The sequence below is a fragment of the Xanthomonas sp. WHRI 8932A genome (assembly GCF_035012785.1).
Lineage (GTDB): Bacteria > Pseudomonadota > Gammaproteobacteria > Xanthomonadales > Xanthomonadaceae > Xanthomonas.
Genome location: NZ_JAYGQQ010000007.1, coordinates 164,023 through 181,138 on the forward strand (window position 1 = coordinate 164,023; position 17,116 = coordinate 181,138).

Sequence of the window (17,116 nt, forward strand, 5' to 3'; positions counted from 1 at the left end):
ATTTTTAAGTAATAGATTGAAAGTAGCGCAGGTTAGAACGAGATTTGGTCGCCTTTGCTGTTCTTCCGTTGATCGCACGCTGAAGGTATGACCAAATTCACGGCTGTTCAAAGTCATCAGAGTTGCATCTTCCGAACTTTATTCTCTAAGTCTGTGGAGCGTGGAGCGGTGGAGTGGTCGTCGTGCGAAAGCATGCCGAGGTGCTTTCCTTCCTTTGTGAGCTTGTGCATCGGCGATCCATCCAGCGGCGCTACCTTGAAATCGGGAAGTTCGATCTTGACGGGAAGCTCGGCAAGAAGCAGTTCGCCAATCTCAATTCGAAGCGTCGTTTGAACTAAGATTTCGTAATCTTTAGCTTCAAACGGTGCCTTGGCTTCAAACTCAAGTGGTCCCATGACAACTGATAGCGTCTCGCCCTTCAAGAGTGCATAAGCAAGCTCGATATCTCCCATTTCGCCCGGTGTGATGTCATAGCCAGGCGGCAATTGGAAAGAAGATTGGACGGCGTCGGCCACAAGGTGGAGCCTCCCAAACGTTCGGGCGGTATTTATCAGCGATTGGAGCTCCGGCGCCGTGGCCAGCGTAATGGGAAGAACGTGGTGCGCACCTTCGAAACTAAATTCAATCCTTGCACACTGCTTGATCTCCACTGACGTCGCCCATGACTCCCAATCGCGAAGCGCGGTGAGATCTCGCATGAGAACCGATGACAATCTCACATCACTCCAATTGATGTGCCAATCTACTTTTCCCCTCATGGCACCTTGTTGATGGAAGTCGGCAGACATATCCATGAGGCGATCTGGATGACATGCCAGCACCGACGCGCCTTCCTGCCCAATGAAGAGTTCAGCGGGAAGCGTAACGGTTGGCGAAGATACAGTTTGACGTTCACCCGCATGCAGGCGAATGAATCCTGTGCGGCGTTGAGTTGGTTCGATTGATATCGTTCCACCGGACCTGGAATCTAAGCCGAGAGTGGAGAGAAGGGGAGACCCCATCGAGCGTACATCTTCCACCTGGATCTCTGCAGGCTTACCTAGCCTAATGGCGTCAGACAAAGCTTTTAAGTTAGCCTCGCCGGCAGCAGCTTGAAATTGGATGCGGGCTTTGGAATTGTCCACAGTAGCCCGGACAGTGAAGCACTCATGCCCATCGACGAGTCCAACTTCAACCTCAAGGCTAGGATCAAGAGAGTTAAGGTAGATGCGACGATCTTCCGCAAGTTCAGCTAATGCATGAGGCCGCTGTGCAACTGGCGTTAGACTTGCTTGGAGGAAGTGTTCGAAGCTCTCGCGTTCGTTAAGTTTTTGATTGAGGTCCATCCGCACACCCGCATTGCCTGAGCCGCTCAATCGACCTGGATTGGCTTTGGCCCACGCCTGCGCGTGAACCCAATAGAGCTCCCCATTACCGGTGCGCCTGACGATAATAACGGGCTGTGGATCTTCCGCGTAGTGAAGAAGACGCTTCTTAGCAACCGGTGCTGTAACGCTACGCTTCTTGCCAATTTTCGCCTCCCCCTTGACTTGGACCGAAAATCGAGCGCCCTTGTAAAGAGCGCGATCAGGCATAACGAGAAGGTCGTAGCCATCGTCAATGTGGTCTGTGCCGACCACCCATCCCCAACTGTTGAAGAGCTGCTCAACCTCGAGTTCAGCGGCCCGTCCTGTAATTTGATTGGCTGAAAGACTCAAAGCAACCCCTCATTTGTAAAATAGCTGCCTCTAAGCCAATGCCGCTGGGCACCGGGAGATGACTGCATAAGCAGCCGGACCTTTACCAAATTCCCGGCCTAGCCCCGGTTCCGGATACCGGTTCATGCTCATGCCGCGACAAACTGAGTCTATTCACTGCTTTTGCCGTTGTAGGTGTGGCTACGTTCGGAGGTTCAAAGCATCTGCTCGAGCATCGCGAAGTGCCCGGCTCCTGACCAAAGTGATCGATTGCCAATGACATACACCGCCTCCTTGGCGCGCGTGACTGCAACATTGAGGAGGTTTGGCGTCGATCCAGCCCATCCTCGCGCACCATGCTGGGCAGCTTGCGGAGCGCCCAGCACGAAGATCACAGCCTGGGCTTCGCGACCTTGGACAGTGTGTACGGTGCCAATACGCTCTTTGGTCCAATCGTAATCGCTATCCACCCAGCCGGTGAGCAAGCCTGAGCGACGGATCAAATCTCGAAGTTCGTCCTGAACCACGACGAATGGCGTGACGATATAGAGATCAGGCTCAATGTTAGCTGCGTGCAATGAATGCAAGAGCGCGATCACCTGCTCGCCTTCCTCAGGCGAATACTTATCGCGCCCACTTCCGCGAACATCGATCCAGCGTGAAGGACCCAAAACATCCCGGATGAGCGAAGCGTCAGGCACTTTGGCTTGCACCATGAGGTTGTTGTAAGCAACCCGGTTAGAAATATCGAACATCGGCGAGGCACAACGCCTATGCACCAAGAGAGGCGCGCCAACCATGCGCGAACCTGATGTGGTTTCAAAGCGTGCGCAGTGCAGGCTGCCATCGTCAGCAAGCGTTTGGGCAGAAGCGTTGGGAGCAGCAAAGCGATCCGGATCAACCCTGAACTCGCGCATCACTGCTTGCGTGAGGACGGGCGGCAGCGGGACCACGGGCTCTACCTGCAATGGATCGCCCACAATGAGCGCGTGCTTGGTTCGAAGCAGTGCACCAACGGTCGACTGAGGCGTTGCTTGGCCAGCTTCATCGACGAGCAACCAACCTAGGCTCTCATCAGGGAGCTGGTTGAGCATACGCTCGACTGATGCAAAAGCAGTGGAAATGACTGGCACCACAAGGAACAAGCTCGCCCACAGATCTGCTACCAGTTGCTTGCGATCAGCCCCGAGCTTGAAGTTGCTGCCCACAAGCCCCTGCAAGTTGCGAAGGAGTGGTAAGGCCGCCGCATCGATAAAGGCGCGGTGGACATCCATTGCCGCTTCAAACAGCTCAGAACGCTGGGTTTGAAGATCGCGATCCAGCCAAGGCAACGCCAAATTCTTGGCGCCGTGCGCAAGATCGTGGAAGCTCGCATCAAGCACGCAAGCGCCGTCGCCCACTTGAATGCTTGCGCATCGAGCAAGGACCTTGTCCAGCGCATCCTTTGTTGTGACGTGAGATGCGGCGGTATCATGGGCGGCTTTTCGCGCCTGCTCAGACGCTTGAAGGGCGGCATCTTCTTCGGACTTTAATTTCCGACAGGCAACTTGTGCTTGATCATGCTCGCGAGCAAGGGGTGTATGTGCGGCCTCCCACTGCTTCACGCTGGTCGAACCAAACAGGCGTTTCACGGCGAACAAACCAGGACGATCCCGCTCATGTTGGCTCAGCGCTTCCCGGCTGCCTTCAAGCTGGCTCCTGGCGTTGGTTGATATCGATTGTGCTGTCTGCCAAGTCTCCATCGTTGTGGCAGCGCTATGCTCAGCATCGGCTCTTTGCCGCGAGGCGTGTTCTTCGCGCTGCCGAAGAGAGGGCAGTGCACTCAGCGCCTGTCGCAGTGCCTCCAATTCCGCCAAGCGCTTGCTCACTTGCGCTGAGCGGGTTTGGAAATTCTGTTTTGTTTGCTGCCAACGAGCCATCGCCTCAGCTGGATTGGCCGGAGCTTGGCAAAGCTCAGCTAAGCCCTCGGGGTCGGATTCTTGGCGCGGCGTGATAGCACTGACGCGTTCCAGGTAGGTCTTGAATGAAAGATGCGATTCGGTCCAAAACGCCTTTCGAAAGCGTGAGCGATTGGCGCCGTTTCCTAGGACAGCTGCCGAAAGACCCCAGGCGTTTTTTCCAAGCAGCTGGGTTGCTAACGGTTCGAAGTAGCGAAGCGTGCTCCCGGACGCAATTGATTTGAGAGCCGGGATCTCTTCGCTGATGTTCTCGACTGCTTTGTTGTTCGAGCTTGCTACGACCATTTCGAAACCACGAAGCGACGGATCAAGAGCAAAAAGCTCCTGGTTTTCGCCTCGGATGCGTTTACTCCATGCGGTCTTGAAGGCCTTATTTGGATCATTGAAGGCGCACATGGCCTCAGCCCGACGCGTCAGCTGATCGGCCACAACATCGCGCAGTAGCGTGCTCTTGCCCGTGCCAGGAGGACCATTGACGCCCAGCAAGGGGCTCGTCTTAGGCAACTGTGAGGCGAGGTTTACCGCCGCTTGCTGCAAGAGCGCAGGACGCTGGTTTGGTGGGGTGATCCAGCGCCCCAAGGGCGTAGTAGCGGGTGACAGCGCTTGGTCGAGCGCTTGGGGATCATGCAAAAGATCATGGCGTTCTGAGGGCTTCGTCTGGCCTAAGAAGCGCGCCAATGCGGGCGGAAGCGTCTGACGCACCGCGCGATCCTTGGCTCGGGCCAGATCGCGCAAGAAGAAGCTGTTGAGCAGGAGCGGATCCGGGATGAGGCTGCTACGAAAGCCTATGTAGGCAGCGACGGCAAATTGCGGGCCCTGCGCCAGCTCGGCAGGGAGTCCGAGGGTTTGCACCAGCCAAGAGAACGCCTTTTGGATTGTGGCGTAGGCGATCGGTGTATCCGTCCCACTTGGGTCGGGTCGGAGCTGCTTGGTCAGACCTTCAATCAGGCGTTCTTCCTCCTGTGTCCAAGCAGCCAAGCTTTGCAATGAGCCGCCCAGCGCCACAGGTAGGCCCCAGCCGAACGCCGAGAGGGACACCGGCATTTCGCCAGCCAGAAGCCCATCTTTGTCGACCAAGATCGACGCCAGAACGACTTCGCCCTTGATGTTGGGTGGGTTGGGGCGTGCATCTTGAAAGCGCGTTAGAAGCTTGCCGAAAGCGGGCTCGGCTGCAAGTGTTCCCAGTATGATATGAAAGTAGACCTTGAAGTTCGGTTTGGAGCGGGCTGAGCCTCTATCCCAAGGCAGTCCTGGTCCAATCGAGACGACATTTTGCGCGATGTTGCTCGCAAGTTCTGCTCGGCGCTTGAAGGTCGTAGGAGACAACACCTCCAGAGCCGACCAAGCATCCAGAATGTCGGGAGCGCGATTGGTGTAGTTCACTGGTTCGAGGTCAGGCGAGGGGATGGTGGGCCCAGCCGGATGCTCCGCCGTATCGCCCGGCTCAGAACGAGAACGCATTGACTCGTTTGGAGCGTCGGGTGGCGGTGCCGGGTTGCGATCCAAGGCATTGACCACCTCGGTAGCAAGCTCCTTCGCACGAGGGGTCCGGCGAAAGCCAAGCTCCTCTGAGAGTTCAGTGAGCGTAGCCGGATCGTAGAGCGACGCTGCGTAAAGCTCTTCGAGCTGATCGATGGACTTAGATAGATGCGGGCGGCTCATCCGTGGGCTCAGGTGCAGAATAGGCCTAGCTTCGTAACTGCGGCGTTCATCGTCAAGCTTCTAGCGAGTTTTCGCCAAACGAGGATTTTGTTAAATCAGTCCGTTGGCATTTTTGCGACATTTCTGTGCGGGTTTAGAGCCAATTCCCAACTATGCTTCTAGCCAGCTCATCGAGAGTGGGTGGAACTGTGTCCTTCGTTGCGGAATGGCAGGCGGGCGTTTGCGTTTGCGTAGGTTGGGTGACCAGATAGCACGCCGTGGCCCTGGTGCTGTAATGAGTGCAACCGATCTGATTGCGGAAGTATCCAAGACGAGCTTCGCTCTGTTTTGCCAACTGCTTGGTCAGAGCAGAAAAACCGTGTGGCGGCGCCTTAGCTTCATGATGCTCATGGGCATCTTGATCTGTCTTGGCTCATCTATCTTTGTCAAGCTCCTGATGGCCGAAATTGATAGTCGCAATTCCCAGCGAAGTGCCGAACAGCGTTGGGCAATTGAGGATGCTTTTCGTTTTCGTGCACTCAGCGCCATTGATGATTGCATCGGGGCCATGCAACGCAAAGACCCAGAGGTGGTGTGGTATTGCGACGAGGCGAAGTGGAGCTACACACAGGTTGTTTGGCCGACGCCTCAGCAAAGAGAGCAGGAGATCATCAAGCGTGAGGTCTACTGGGCCATGCGCTCGGACCTGCTGATGCAGGAGCATCGTGCAGATGCCAGTCGAAAAGCGGCTAAGCCGGAGCGATGGGAGCGGGCAGTTGACTCACTCGGCAAATTCGAATGGATGTTGACGGCCTCGCTCTTGGTGCTAATTCCTTACTTGTTGGCCAGTGGTGCACTGTATTGGGGTCTCGGACGTTGGGGATCCCACAGGACTTGACCGAGTTTCTGGGTGAAGCGTCCTCGATTCTTCGAGTCACTCAGAAGTAGAGGTGGTTGCTGATTGTGCCATTGCGAAGCGGATGGGCGGCAAGCCGCCGAGTGATCGATGTGGCCGTTGGTGGTTGTATCGATGACGCCAGTCCTCTGCCATGCGCCGAACCTCGTCGAGCGTGGTGAACACGAAGCGGTCCAGGACTTCGCTGCGGAAGGTGCGGTTGAAGCGTTCGATGTAGGCGTTTTGGGTAGGTTTGCCCGGCTGGATGTGGATCAGGGTGACGCCGTGCTGCTGTGCCCACTGCCTGAGCGCAGCGCTGATGGACTCGGGGGTCGTTGTCCAGGCGCAGTCGCCTTGGGGCACCACGCAGCTCGACCAATTCGTCCAGTGCGCGGATGACCCGTGCCGAGGGCAGGCTGGTGTCGATTTCGATCTTCATCGATTCGCGATTGAAGTCATCGTTGATGTTGAAGGTGCGGAAGCGGCGTCCAGACCACAAGGCATCGGACATGAAGTCCGCCGACCAAGTGTGGTTTGCCGCTTGCGGGATCTCCAGCGGCGCGCGGATGGGGTCAGGTAATCGGCGTTTGCCGCGACGTGGAAGGTTGAGCTTCAGCGCGGTATAGACCCGCTAGGCGCGGGTCTTGCCCCAGCCCTGCGGTCGCAATGCCCAATCCATCAGCAGGCCAAAACCGTGGCCGGGGTTGTCCTTCAAGTGCGCCTTGATTGCGGCGATGAGCAGGCCATCGTCGCGCTGGCGCGGACGGTAATGCCGTGCAGATCGGGACAGCTGCAGCACCCGATCAGCTCGACGGGCACTGAGGCGTGAGTAGTTTGCATGGCCAGACTCAATTCCAGTCGACGAGCCTGGCTCAACCTTTTCGCGACAGCACGTCCTTGAGCGCGTGGTGATCCAATGCCAACTCGGCATACATGCGCTTCATCCGGGCCAACTCGGCTTCCACATCCTTCAGATGCCGCAACTGCGACACCTCCATGCCGGCGTACTTGGACTTCCAGACGTAATGGGTCGGCTCGCTGATCCCGTGCTTGCGGCAGGTCTCGCCAACCCTTGCACCGGCCTCGACTTCTTTGAGGATCCGAACCATCTGTTCTTCGGTGAACTTCGACTTCTTCATACAGAGCTCCTTGGGATGGAACTCTACTTCCAAGTGGATCGAGTTAACGAGGACGCTTCACTTGATGTAGGAGTTCACAAAGAGCCGGCATGGCGCCCCAAGAAGTCATCCTGAGTCAGATCCTTGGCCAACTTGCGTGTGAGGTGGGGCATGTCGGTTTGGCTCAATCCAAGACCTTTTCCACCTCCCAAGAAGAGATAGGTATTGGAGTGGTCGGTCCTGACCGAAGCGTGCTTGATCAGTCCATCATCGATTTCTTGGACAAACCGGCGCAGCAGATCCCCGAAGGTCCAGGCCTCTGCCGTGTGCGCGTAGGGCGTTTGCCGAAGCTCTAATGAGGGATGCTCACGGCGGATATAGGCCTCGGCCATGAGCCGAGCAGCATCGATGTAATGCTCAGTGTTCGTGGGCGCCTTGGGGTCGACGGGATAGCGCACCAGCGGGAACTTCAATACCTGGCCGTTGAGTGAGCGGCGGATGCGCGCCTCCCACCTGAGTTGACCATCGGTTCTGAGCGTCACGCCCGCCACAGTGCTAACGGCCTGGGAGGCCTTGATGCCGCGCGGGAGCGTGCCATTGAAGGTCTTGGTACGCCCAGGCTTGACGGCCGCTTTGGCTTTGCTCACTTAGCGTCTCGCTGTATCCTTAGACATATGGCCCCGTGGCACAATTGGATAGCGCGCGTCCCTCCTAAGGACGAGGTTGCTGGTTCGAACCCAGCCGGGGTCACCACTTTTTGGCAAACGGCGGGAGTAGGACCGTCGTTACCACAGAATCGCCACAGTCAAGCCAAATTTACGTGCAAAGCCTCGTTCCGCTTGGGTCGTAGTCTAGCGACGTTGTTCCTCCTAAGGGGAAGGTCGCCCGTTCGAATCGGGCCGGGGTCACCAAACGCAATCGTCTCGAGATTTGGCACGGAGTGTGAGGCTGCCATATTTTGCCGTTATCCACAGTCCTTGGTCACAGTGGTCACACCTGGGACCGTAACTTCCTGACAGCTCCATCGCCACCCTCCGGCGTCAGGTGCGCGTAAGTACTTCTCCGTCGTCGCTTAGTCGGCATGGCCGGCCAAGATCTGCACCCACCGCAGCGGTTCTCCAGCGATCACCATGTGCGCGCAGAACGTGTGTCTTAGCCGATGCAGGCTGCCTCCAATTCCTGCCTTAGCGGCGTCCTTCGCGAACCAGTCTGATACCGTTCAAGCTAGGCGCTCACCGGAGGCAGGCGAGCGAGGATGCGAACGCCATGGGTTAGCTCAGCTTCTTTCGCTGCTCGTATTTCTTCAGCCTCATGAGGGCCGAGGCGGCCGAGAGAAATGCGGTGAAGTATGCCGCGTTGGTGCCAGAGGAAGTAAGCGCTTGCGCCTCGCAGACGCTAACGAAGCGAGTTGGCGGACCGCTAGTTACTTGACTTGCCGCGGTGCGGCCAAGCAGCCTCCGCTGCATCTAAGGACAGATTGATATGACCATGCGCGAAATTGATGGATGGACGGTGACCGCCCATGTGGAGACTGATGAAAAGGGCAAGCCCTTGGCCGGCGTTTTGAGTAGGCGCATCGAAGGCCGGACACGTCACATACTCTGGCTGCGTGGCTTCAAATTTCGCAGTGAACGTGAGGCGAGAGAACACGCTGAGCGTGTTATTGCCAAGATTCGGGGCGTCACCGGTGAAGGCATTCCGATACCTTTCTGAGTAGTGCTTGTCTGAGGAGTGCTTGGGAGGCAGGGCCTGCCCGCGCAAAATAGGCACTAGCTCGTTTGTCGTTACGCAAACGCTACCTTTCTCACCGATGCCGCACCACCCGCACCCCCACCGGCCGTGCGGACTTATCCATCGACACCGATGAGATGCGGCTATGGCGGAGCAGGGTGCCGAGTTGTTCGGTGGCGCCCAGGCGTTGGTCCACTTCCAGTTCGGCCACGGTGCGGGGGCGTTTGCGCTTGTCGGCGTTGGCGAAGCGCAGGCGGTTGTATTCGGCCCAGCCGACCGTGGTGATGGCGGCCATCAGGGCGATGACCGGCAGTGCGCCGAGGGCGAACGGGTCGATGGCGTTGTGCTGCAGGTAGAGCTCGGTATACGCGCTGCGCAGGCCGAAGAACCAGGCGATCAGCGTGGCCAGCGGTGCCCAGAGATAGAAATAGACCATCCAGGCGCCGGCGGTGGCAGCGCCATAGGCGAGACGGCGCGAGCGGCCGAGGCGTTGCGGCAGGTTGATGATGGGCGGGGTCATTGGATTCCTCGGTCGGGGCTCTTCCATCGCGCGCGTTTATTGCGGCGTGCGATGAGAGCGCGGGGGAAGGCGATGACGGCAGTGAGCATGCCGATCATCCAGAAGGCAGCGGGGTACCAGATCACCCAGAAAAACTGGCGTGCCAGGCCTTTTTCGTAGCGACGTTCGATGATCAGGCTGGTGCCGAACTGCAGCAGGCAGACCACTGCCAGCACCAGGCCATGCCAACGTGGCAGGATGGTGTCGATATACAGCGCAGGCGGCATCGCGATGAACTTGCCGAGCACCCACAGCACGATGATGAACAACATCACGTAGGCCCAGATCAGGCTCAGCGTGTATTCCAGCAGCACTGCCCACATGCGCCGGCTGCGCCAGGCCAGTGCGCGGCGGCCATGGCTCAGCAGTACCTCGACGCCACCGCGCGCCCAGCGCAGGCGCTGCATCCACAGGCCGCCAAAGGTTTCGGGCATCAGGATCCAGCACAGCGCGTTGGGCTCGTAACGGATATCCCAGCCATCGAGCTGCAGGCGCCAGGAGATGTCGATGTCTTCGGTGACCATGTTGTCGGACCAAAAGCCGACGTGGTGCAGGGCCGAGCGACGAAACGCGCAGATCACACCGGACACGGTGAACAGGCGGCCGTACACGCGTTGGGCGCGCTTGATCAGGCCCACGATTGCGGAGAACTCGCCGACCTGCATGCGGCCCATCAGCGTGGTGCGATTGCGCACGCGCGGGTTGCCGGTAACGCCGCCGACGCGCGGGCCGGAAATCAGGTGACCCACCATCCAGCGCGTTGCATGCGGATCGAGAATCGCATCGGCATCCACGCACACAAGATAATCGGACCGCGCCGCAAGCGTGCCGACCCGCAAGGCGTTGGCCTTGCCGTGGTTCTGCTCAAGATGCACCACGCGCAAGCGCGGATGCTGATGCGTGAGGTCGTCGAGGACTTCGGCGGTGCGGTCGGTACTGCCGTCGTTGATGGCAATGATCTCGAAGTCCGCGTAGTGCTGCGCACTCATCGCTGCGATGGTTTCCGCGACATGCTTGGCCTCGTTGTAGCAAGGCATCAGCAACGACACGAACGGCTCGCTGGCCATCGGCGGCGGCTTGGACGGCCCTGGTGTGCCGCGTTCGCGCCGCAGGTAGTAGTAGATACCGCCGATCATCCAGAAAAACGCCATGATGATCGGGTAGTAAAACGCGAAGTTGAACAGGGCGGCCAGTAAGAGGCTGGTCGTCATCGGTCATCGCTCGATATAGGGGAATTGGCGGGCCGAGATGGCTTCGCGCGCTTCGGGCAGGGACGGATGGCCGCCAATGAAATCGTCGGGGTAATACGCCAGATGACGCACGCCGGCCGCCAGCAGCAGTTTGGAATGTGCCAGTAGCACGCCCTCAGGTAGCGGCTTGCCGGTGCGCCAATCCACGGTCTGCAGTTCGAAGATGGTCTTGTCGAAACCATGTGGCTGCTGACCGACGCGCGTGGCCAGTTGCGTGAGCCACTGCTGCGGGTCGTCGGCCTTTTCCATGTAGGGCATCGCCATCAGCGCGGTGTAATCGTAGGCGGCAGAAAAAGCGTCCAGACGCTGCGCAAACCACGCTTCGCTGTGCGGCTCCAGCACCGGCTGCGCGAACAAATTGCGCACCGTGACCAGCTTGGGACGCCAGCGCTCTGCGGCGACCTTGAGCTGCTGAGTGAAGCCGATCAGCGCCTGCGTGCGCTTGGCCGGATCGCCGCCGCCGTAGGCCGGCACTTCGTCATCGCGCAGGTAGGCATCGTCATGGAACAGAAGGCCTTCGAAGTAGGCATTCGCAGCGAGGTCTTCGTAGACGTCGGCGACCAATTGGCGGGTGCGCGGGTTGCCCGGGTCCAGACGCGGCACATCCTTCGGGTCGTTTGCACGGATCTGCAATGCGGCCTGTTGCTGCGCGTCGGGCAGATGGAAGCCGAGCACCGGCAACCAGGCGAATACGCGCACACCGGCGCGGGTACGCAGCTGCCATGCCACGCGTCCGAACAGGTCGGCGCGCATCGGCAGATGCCGATTGGGGAAATACAGTGCATCGGCCGCGCCATCGCCATCCGGGTCGGCAAAGGCCTGCAGGAAGACGTGGCTGGGCCCGATGTCCTTGACGCGCTGAACCAGGATGTCGAGGTTGCGCGCCAGCTGTGCCGGGTCCGGGTCGTAGACGTAGTCCAGGTCGATCTGGATGGCGCGCAGCCCATCGCGTGACAGATCGCGGCGCAGTTCGCCGGCCAGATCGCGCACGTCGGGGTTGTTGAACAACAACAAGCGCCCGAGGCTGGCCAGCAATTGCCCATCCACGCGGTCGCGGCCTTGCTGGCCGATATCGGCTTCGTGCGAGCGGCCTTCCAGATCGAAACTGAGCGTCATGCCCAGTTGCGCGGCAATGGCGTTGCTGGCGCGGTTGTAGGCGGCATACGGCCACACCATCGTGCGCGGCGGCTTGCCCAGATGCGCCACGATGGCATCGCGGCTATGCCGCAGATCGGTTTCGATGCGCTGGCGATAGTCGGCTTCGTTCTCGTAGCCGCTGCTCGCATCCCACAGCCGTGTGACTGCCGCAGGGGTCTGGTTGCCGAAAGGATTGCCGGCAATACCTTTATGCAGGTCGTCGCTATGCGAGCCGATCTCGACCAGGCCGCTGTCCTGCATCTCGCGCAGTTGCGCCCAGGTGACGAAATCGTCGCGGGTGAAATCGCGCGGGCCGTACGGCACCACCTTGCCCGCAGGCAGTTCGACCCAGCTGGTTACCGGCGCGACCAGGGCGGGGTAGCCGTAGGCCTGCAACAGCGGAAATACCCGTGTATAGACGCTACGTAAGCCGTCATCGAAGGTGAGCAACACCGGCCGCGAGGGCAGGGCACGCCGGCCGGCGCGTGCATCCAGCACCTGCTGCACGCTCACCGGGTGATACGCGTGCGAGCGCAGCCAATCCAGATGCGCGGCGAAGTTGCTGGTGGACACCGCATAGCGATCCGGGTCGCCTTTGGCGGCGACGTCGTCGCGAATATCGTGGTAGCTGAGCACCAGCAGACCCGCATGCGCCGACGACGCGAAGGTCATCAGCAGCAGTGCGAGCAGTAACAGCGGCAGGCGGATCAAGGCGTACCTCCCCATCGGAAATCCAGGTCCAATCCAAGTTGTTGTTCGCGCCGGCCGTCGTAGACCGGGCGCGACCAGCTCACGCCATACGTCAACGCGCTGCCATCGCCCAGCGACCACAGATGCCGATAGGCCAGCGCAGGCACCCATTGGCTGCCAAAGCCGGATTGGTAGGTCGGGCCGGCGGTGACTTCCAGACGCTGCCGAAACGCGTAGTCGTAACGCCGCCAGCCAATCTGTTCGATCCGCACACCCGCAGCCACGCCTGCGCTGCGGCGTGGGTTGAAGTAATCGACCACACGGTCGTCTTCGGCACGCCCGGCAGATGCAGAAATCAGCCCATCGATCAGCACATGCGGCCGTGCCCACAGCCGTTGACTGCCCGAGAGATCGAGCTGGTTACGCCGATTGCCATCGCTGTAACGCAGCTGGCGTGCCTGCAGGTCCCAGCGCGTTTCATCGCTGGGTGTCCAGCGCAGCGTCGCGCCGATGCTGTCGCCGGTGATGCCCAACCGACGCGCTTGCAACGATGCCTCCGGGTCGCGTGTGCGCCAGGCAACGCTGCCGTACCACGCATCGGAGAATCGCCAGCCCGCATCCAGTGCCCAGGCGGTGCCATCGCGATCGAAATCATCAAGTGCGCGGCCACCGTAGGCGCTCAGATCCAGCCGGTCGTAGCGGTAGTGCGTGCCCAGCCAGAAGCTGCGATAGCGCACGCGGGTGTCCTGAAAATCGGCCCAGTCGTCGCGCGCGCGCAAGCCCACGCGCCAGCGCTCGCCCAGCAGCGGCGATTCGGCTTCCAGCAGCGAGCTGCCGAAATGATTGCCGAGCGGCGAGGTTGCGCTGGCGCTGTTGTCGTTGTCGCTGCGTCCCCAGGCATGGCTCAGATGCACCTGCCAGCCGCGTTGGCGCTCCAGCGACGCACCCAGCCGTTGCAGGCCGACATCATCGGGATACTCGGTGCGCAAGGTCTTGAACTGCGCATCGGCCAGATCCAGGCGATCGAGATCGCGCTGGTTTTCGACCACGCCGCTGCGTGCCTGCTTTTGATGCGGGTCCAGCGTCAGCGCGATCTGATTGCGTTGCAGGGCTTGCGTGGTGTGTCCGCGGCGCGATTCGATCGAGGCCAATGCCGCTTGCAGCTCGGCATTATCGGGCCCAATTGCGATGCGCTCGCGCAATACCTGGTCCGCACCGCGGTTGTCGTTGGCTGCAGAGCGCGCGGTGGCGAGTGCGACATCGGCGCTGAAACGGTCCCAGTTTTCGTAGCCGCTGGTTGCGCCGGCGCGACGTGGCCAAGGCGCTTGCGTGGCCGCAAGTTGTTCGAACAACGGCATCGCCTGATCGAAGCGTTCTTGCTCCAGCAATGCGTAGCCGAGCAGTAGTTGCGTGTTGAAGTCGTCCGGGCTGTGTTGCAGCGCTTGCCGCAGCACGGTCTCGGCTTCGGCAGGGCGACGCAGCCCCATCAGCGAATCGCCAATCGTCGGCAGCACGTAGCTGGGCACCTCGATGCCTTCCGCACGCAATGCCTGATAGTTGGCAACGACGTCGCGATGGCGCTGACGCTGATTGAGGGCAACCAGGCTGTCGATGCGCAACCGCGTCGCTTCCCAGGCCACCTGTGGTGGTGCATCGCGCTCGATGCGCGCCACATTGACCAACGCCTGATCGGTCTCGGCATAGCGGTGCGCGGCATCGACCGGCTCGGCGCTGGCCCAGCCGATCATGCGCGCGACGCGATCGTTGTCGATGCGCTCGCGCTCCTGCTGCGAAAACCAGTCCGGATGGCGCCACATCGCTTCTGCGGCAAGCTGCGCGCTGCCCAGATCGCTGAGCGTGAGCGCACGCAGCGTGTACGCGCCTTTGTCGCGCGGGTCTGCACGCAACACGCGTTCGTAGATGGCGAGCGCCTCCGCATAGCGCTGCTGGCCGCGCAATTGCTCGGCTTGCTGCATGGGCGTAAGGGCGATGGAGGCGCCAGTCACATCTGTCGACCGCACTTCTCCGCTGTGCGCCAGGGGCACACATGCGGCAAACAAGGCAAGGCTGATCAGGGGAGTGAGTGCGCCTGTACGGTCAGGACGACCGCGCTGCACGTGCATGTGCAAACAGGGGGGAAGAGAAGTTCACAAGCGATCCAGCTATGAAGTGCGGCGATACTGCGTATGCCCGTGTAAAGCGAGCGTCATCACTATGTTGATGAGATGTTCATTACTTGAGATCGGTTGGCACAAATGCGCAGGTCTGCACAATCATGGGCGCCAATGTAGCGGCCCATCTATTGAGTCGACAGCAGCGTCCGGCCTCATTTTTGAAAAGCCGTCTACGCATCAAGAATGAGTTAAGACACAGGTAGGGGTAACGGTATGCGTTGTGGTGCATGTCTTGAATAGTCTCAATAGCCGCGCGTTGGCGGAACTTCGGGCCTATGAGGGCGATTAAGCGACCCTGCGATCTCCGTGACCCTTACGGTAGCGTCCGATATTTGTGTGATTTATGTCACATAAATGCATTTGTCGGCATTTTCTTACAGGGTGGCCCCTACACGCTGCGTTGACCTGCTCTTAACGCTGCAGCACAGTGGCGCCGCATTCGCCGTGTCCAAGGGTTGTGCTGCCGTTTTGGCAGCCAGGTGCGGCGATGTGAGCAACGGCAGGCCCAGGTCTGACCGGTGCACAGGGGGCATGACAGATGTGGATGCGATCGGCGCCGTTGGCGCTGGCGGCTTGCCTATGGGCGGTCGCCGGGCTGGCGGCTGCACAACAATCGGCACCGACCAGCCTGGACCGGCAGGAGCAACTGCGCCAGGCCGAAGAGATTCAGCGTCGGCAGGATCAGGAGCGCCAGGCGCCTTTCGCCGGCCCGCGCGAGGATGCCGAGCGCGTGGACGTACGCAGTACTGTGCTTCCCGAAGAGGCGCTGTGTTTTTCGATCACGCGTGTGCGCCTGTCGGGCGCGGGCCAGGATGCTGCGCGGTTCGCTTGGCTGTGGAAATCGCTGCGCCGTTACGAGGGACGCTGCATCGGCCGCATCGGCATCGATGTCATTCGTCGTCGCGCACTGGATCGGCTGGTCGCGCGCGGTTTTGTCACAACGCGCATCGGCGTGCCCGAGCAGGATTTATCACGCGGCGAGTTGCGCTTCGAACTGATGCCGGGCCGTTTGCGTGCGGTACGTGTGGTGTCTGATACCGACGGTGCGCACTGGAAGACCGCCTTGCCATTGCGCACTGGCGATCTGCTGGATTTGCGCGCGATCGAACAAGCCGTGGAGCAGTTCAAGCGCCTGCCATCGCAGGACGCCAAGATCGATATCGCACCGGGCGAAGCGCCAGGCGAATCGGATCTGGTCATCACCTTGCAGCATGGGCGGCGTTGGCGCGGTGTGGTCAACGCCGAGGATTCGGGCGTGGAAGCCACCGGTCGCGTGCAGGGCGGGCTGGATGTGTCGCTAGACAATCCGTTGGGGCTCAACGACCTGCTCAGTGTCGGCTACAGCCACGATCTGGCGACACGCGATGAAGAGCGCGGCACCCGCGGCAACAGTCTGAGCTACAGCCTGCCGTGGGGCTGGTGGACGGTTGCGCTGTCGGCGTCGTCGTACCGCTATCACCAGCGCGTGGACGGGTTCTTGCAGACCTTCCAGTCCAGCGGCGAATCCAGCAATGCCCAGCTGGACATCCAGCGCGTCTTGCATCGCGATGGCACCAGCAAGACTTCTGCCGGGGTGACAGTGGGGCGGCGGCGTGCGCGCAGCTATCTGGACGGCGTGGAGATCGGTATCCAGCGGCGCGATACCAGTAGTGCCGAGTTCTATTTCACGCATCGGCGTTACCTGGGCGCGATGCAGCTGGATGTGCGCATCGCACACCGACGCGGCACGCCGTGGTTCAACAGCCAATGGACCGGCTATGACCCGCAAATCGGTTTCCCCAGCTTTCGATATGGCGTGACCACGCTGGATGTGAGCACTGCGCTGCCGTTCAAGCTGGGTGCGGTGCCCATGGCCTGGGAAAGCAGCCTACGTGCCCAGACCGCAGGCGAACTGTTGCTTGGCTCGGAATTCTTCACGATCGGCGGCCGGTACAGCGTGCGCGGCTTTGATGGCGAAGCGACCCTGGGTGCCGAAAAAGGCGGGTATTGGCGCAATACCCTGAGTTTTCCGGTGCAGCAGATCGGGCTCACGCCTTACCTGGGTTTGGACGCGGGACGCATCGATGGCACCAGCGCCAGCGGGCTACGCAGTCGCAGTCTGGTCGGTGGCGCGGTAGGGCTGCGCGGCGGCTGGTTTGGCGCCAGCGTCGATGCATTTGCCGGTTGGGCGATCCACCGGCCCGATGGATTTGGAAGTGCGCAGCCGGCCTACGGCGCGCGTGTGATCTACCAGTTTTGACATGGATCGCGCTGCCAGCCGGCGGCGCGCTTGTTGATTGATGACGCC

Annotated in this window: 10 protein-coding genes, 1 tRNA gene and 2 pseudogenes; 4 read left to right on the forward strand and 9 right to left on the reverse strand. The window is 60.3% G+C overall.

Annotated features, from left to right (window positions below; genetic code table 11):
• Positions 1 to 116 precede the first annotated feature (116 nt).
• Together VC212_RS13055 and VC212_RS13060 are read right to left on the reverse strand one after the other, a co-directional pair.
• Positions 117 to 1,697, reverse strand: a complete 1,581-nt coding sequence (locus tag VC212_RS13055) for a DUF4365 domain-containing protein (protein WP_323526017.1) — start codon at positions 1,695 to 1,697, stop codon at positions 117 to 119.
• Positions 1,698 to 1,891: 194 nt separating this feature from the next.
• Complete coding sequence (locus tag VC212_RS13060; RefSeq protein WP_323526018.1) at positions 1,892 to 5,296, reverse strand: AAA domain-containing protein; 3,405 nt, start codon at positions 5,294 to 5,296, stop codon at positions 1,892 to 1,894.
• Between the two features lie 274 nt (positions 5,297 to 5,570).
• Between VC212_RS13060 and VC212_RS13065 the strand changes: the two genes are divergently transcribed.
• Positions 5,571 to 6,173 carry a hypothetical protein gene (locus tag VC212_RS13065; RefSeq protein WP_323526019.1) on the forward strand — a complete coding sequence of 201 codons (603 nt, stop codon included), beginning with the start codon at positions 5,571 to 5,573 and terminating at the stop codon, positions 6,171 to 6,173.
• A 36-nt stretch (positions 6,174 to 6,209) separates the two neighbouring features.
• Here the strand turns inward: VC212_RS13065 and VC212_RS13070 are convergent.
• Positions 6,210 to 7,309, reverse strand: a pseudogene (locus VC212_RS13070) (IS3 family transposase).
• A gap of 86 nt (positions 7,310 to 7,395) precedes the next feature.
• Positions 7,396 to 7,935, reverse strand: a pseudogene (locus VC212_RS13075) (site-specific integrase); the annotation flags it as partial.
• Between the two features lie 29 nt (positions 7,936 to 7,964).
• On the opposite strand from VC212_RS13075, the gene VC212_RS13080 reads away from it, so the two are divergent.
• Positions 7,965 to 8,041: transfer RNA gene (locus VC212_RS13080), tRNA-Arg, on the forward strand.
• Positions 8,042 to 8,360: 319 nt separating this feature from the next.
• On the opposite strand, the gene VC212_RS13085 is transcribed toward VC212_RS13080, so the two are convergent.
• Entirely contained in the window at positions 8,361 to 8,465 is a 105-nt protein-coding gene (locus VC212_RS13085) for a tyrosine-type recombinase/integrase (RefSeq protein ID WP_323526084.1), read from the reverse strand.
• A 305-nt stretch (positions 8,466 to 8,770) separates the two neighbouring features.
• Between VC212_RS13085 and VC212_RS13090 the strand changes: the two genes are divergently transcribed.
• Positions 8,771 to 9,001 carry a hypothetical protein gene (locus VC212_RS13090; RefSeq protein WP_323526020.1) on the forward strand — a complete coding sequence of 77 codons (231 nt, stop codon included), beginning with the start codon at positions 8,771 to 8,773 and terminating at the stop codon, positions 8,999 to 9,001.
• A gap of 91 nt (positions 9,002 to 9,092) precedes the next feature.
• Here the strand turns inward: VC212_RS13090 and pgaD are convergent, their stop codons facing one another.
• Genes pgaD through pgaA form a run of 4 tightly spaced genes read right to left on the reverse strand, consistent with a single transcriptional unit; the run spans position 9,093 to position 14,631 of the window.
• The gene (gene pgaD / locus VC212_RS13095) at positions 9,093 to 9,539 is read right to left on the reverse strand and encodes a poly-beta-1,6-N-acetyl-D-glucosamine biosynthesis protein PgaD (protein WP_115511895.1); all 447 of its coding nucleotides are present in this window, start codon (positions 9,537 to 9,539) and stop codon (positions 9,093 to 9,095) included.
• Positions 9,536 to 10,789: a poly-beta-1,6-N-acetyl-D-glucosamine synthase gene (gene pgaC, locus VC212_RS13100; RefSeq protein WP_323526021.1), complete on the reverse strand. Its 1,254-nt coding sequence runs from the start codon at positions 10,787 to 10,789 to the stop codon at positions 9,536 to 9,538. Before pgaC ends, pgaD begins: the two co-directional genes overlap by 4 nt.
• Before the next feature lie 3 nt (positions 10,790 to 10,792).
• Entirely contained in the window at positions 10,793 to 12,691 is a 1,899-nt protein-coding gene (gene pgaB / locus VC212_RS13105) for a poly-beta-1,6-N-acetyl-D-glucosamine N-deacetylase PgaB (protein WP_323526022.1), read from the reverse strand.
• Positions 12,673 to 14,631: a poly-beta-1,6 N-acetyl-D-glucosamine export porin PgaA gene (gene pgaA, locus VC212_RS13110; RefSeq protein ID WP_323526085.1), complete on the reverse strand. Its 1,959-nt coding sequence runs from the start codon at positions 14,629 to 14,631 to the stop codon at positions 12,673 to 12,675. The genes pgaB and pgaA overlap by 19 nt, the downstream gene beginning before the upstream one ends.
• A gap of 736 nt (positions 14,632 to 15,367) precedes the next feature.
• Here pgaA and VC212_RS13115 point away from each other — a divergent pair.
• Positions 15,368 to 17,068, forward strand: coding sequence for a ShlB/FhaC/HecB family hemolysin secretion/activation protein (locus VC212_RS13115; protein ID WP_323526023.1), 1,701 nt, complete (start codon positions 15,368 to 15,370; stop codon positions 17,066 to 17,068).
• Positions 17,069 to 17,116 lie beyond the last annotated feature (48 nt).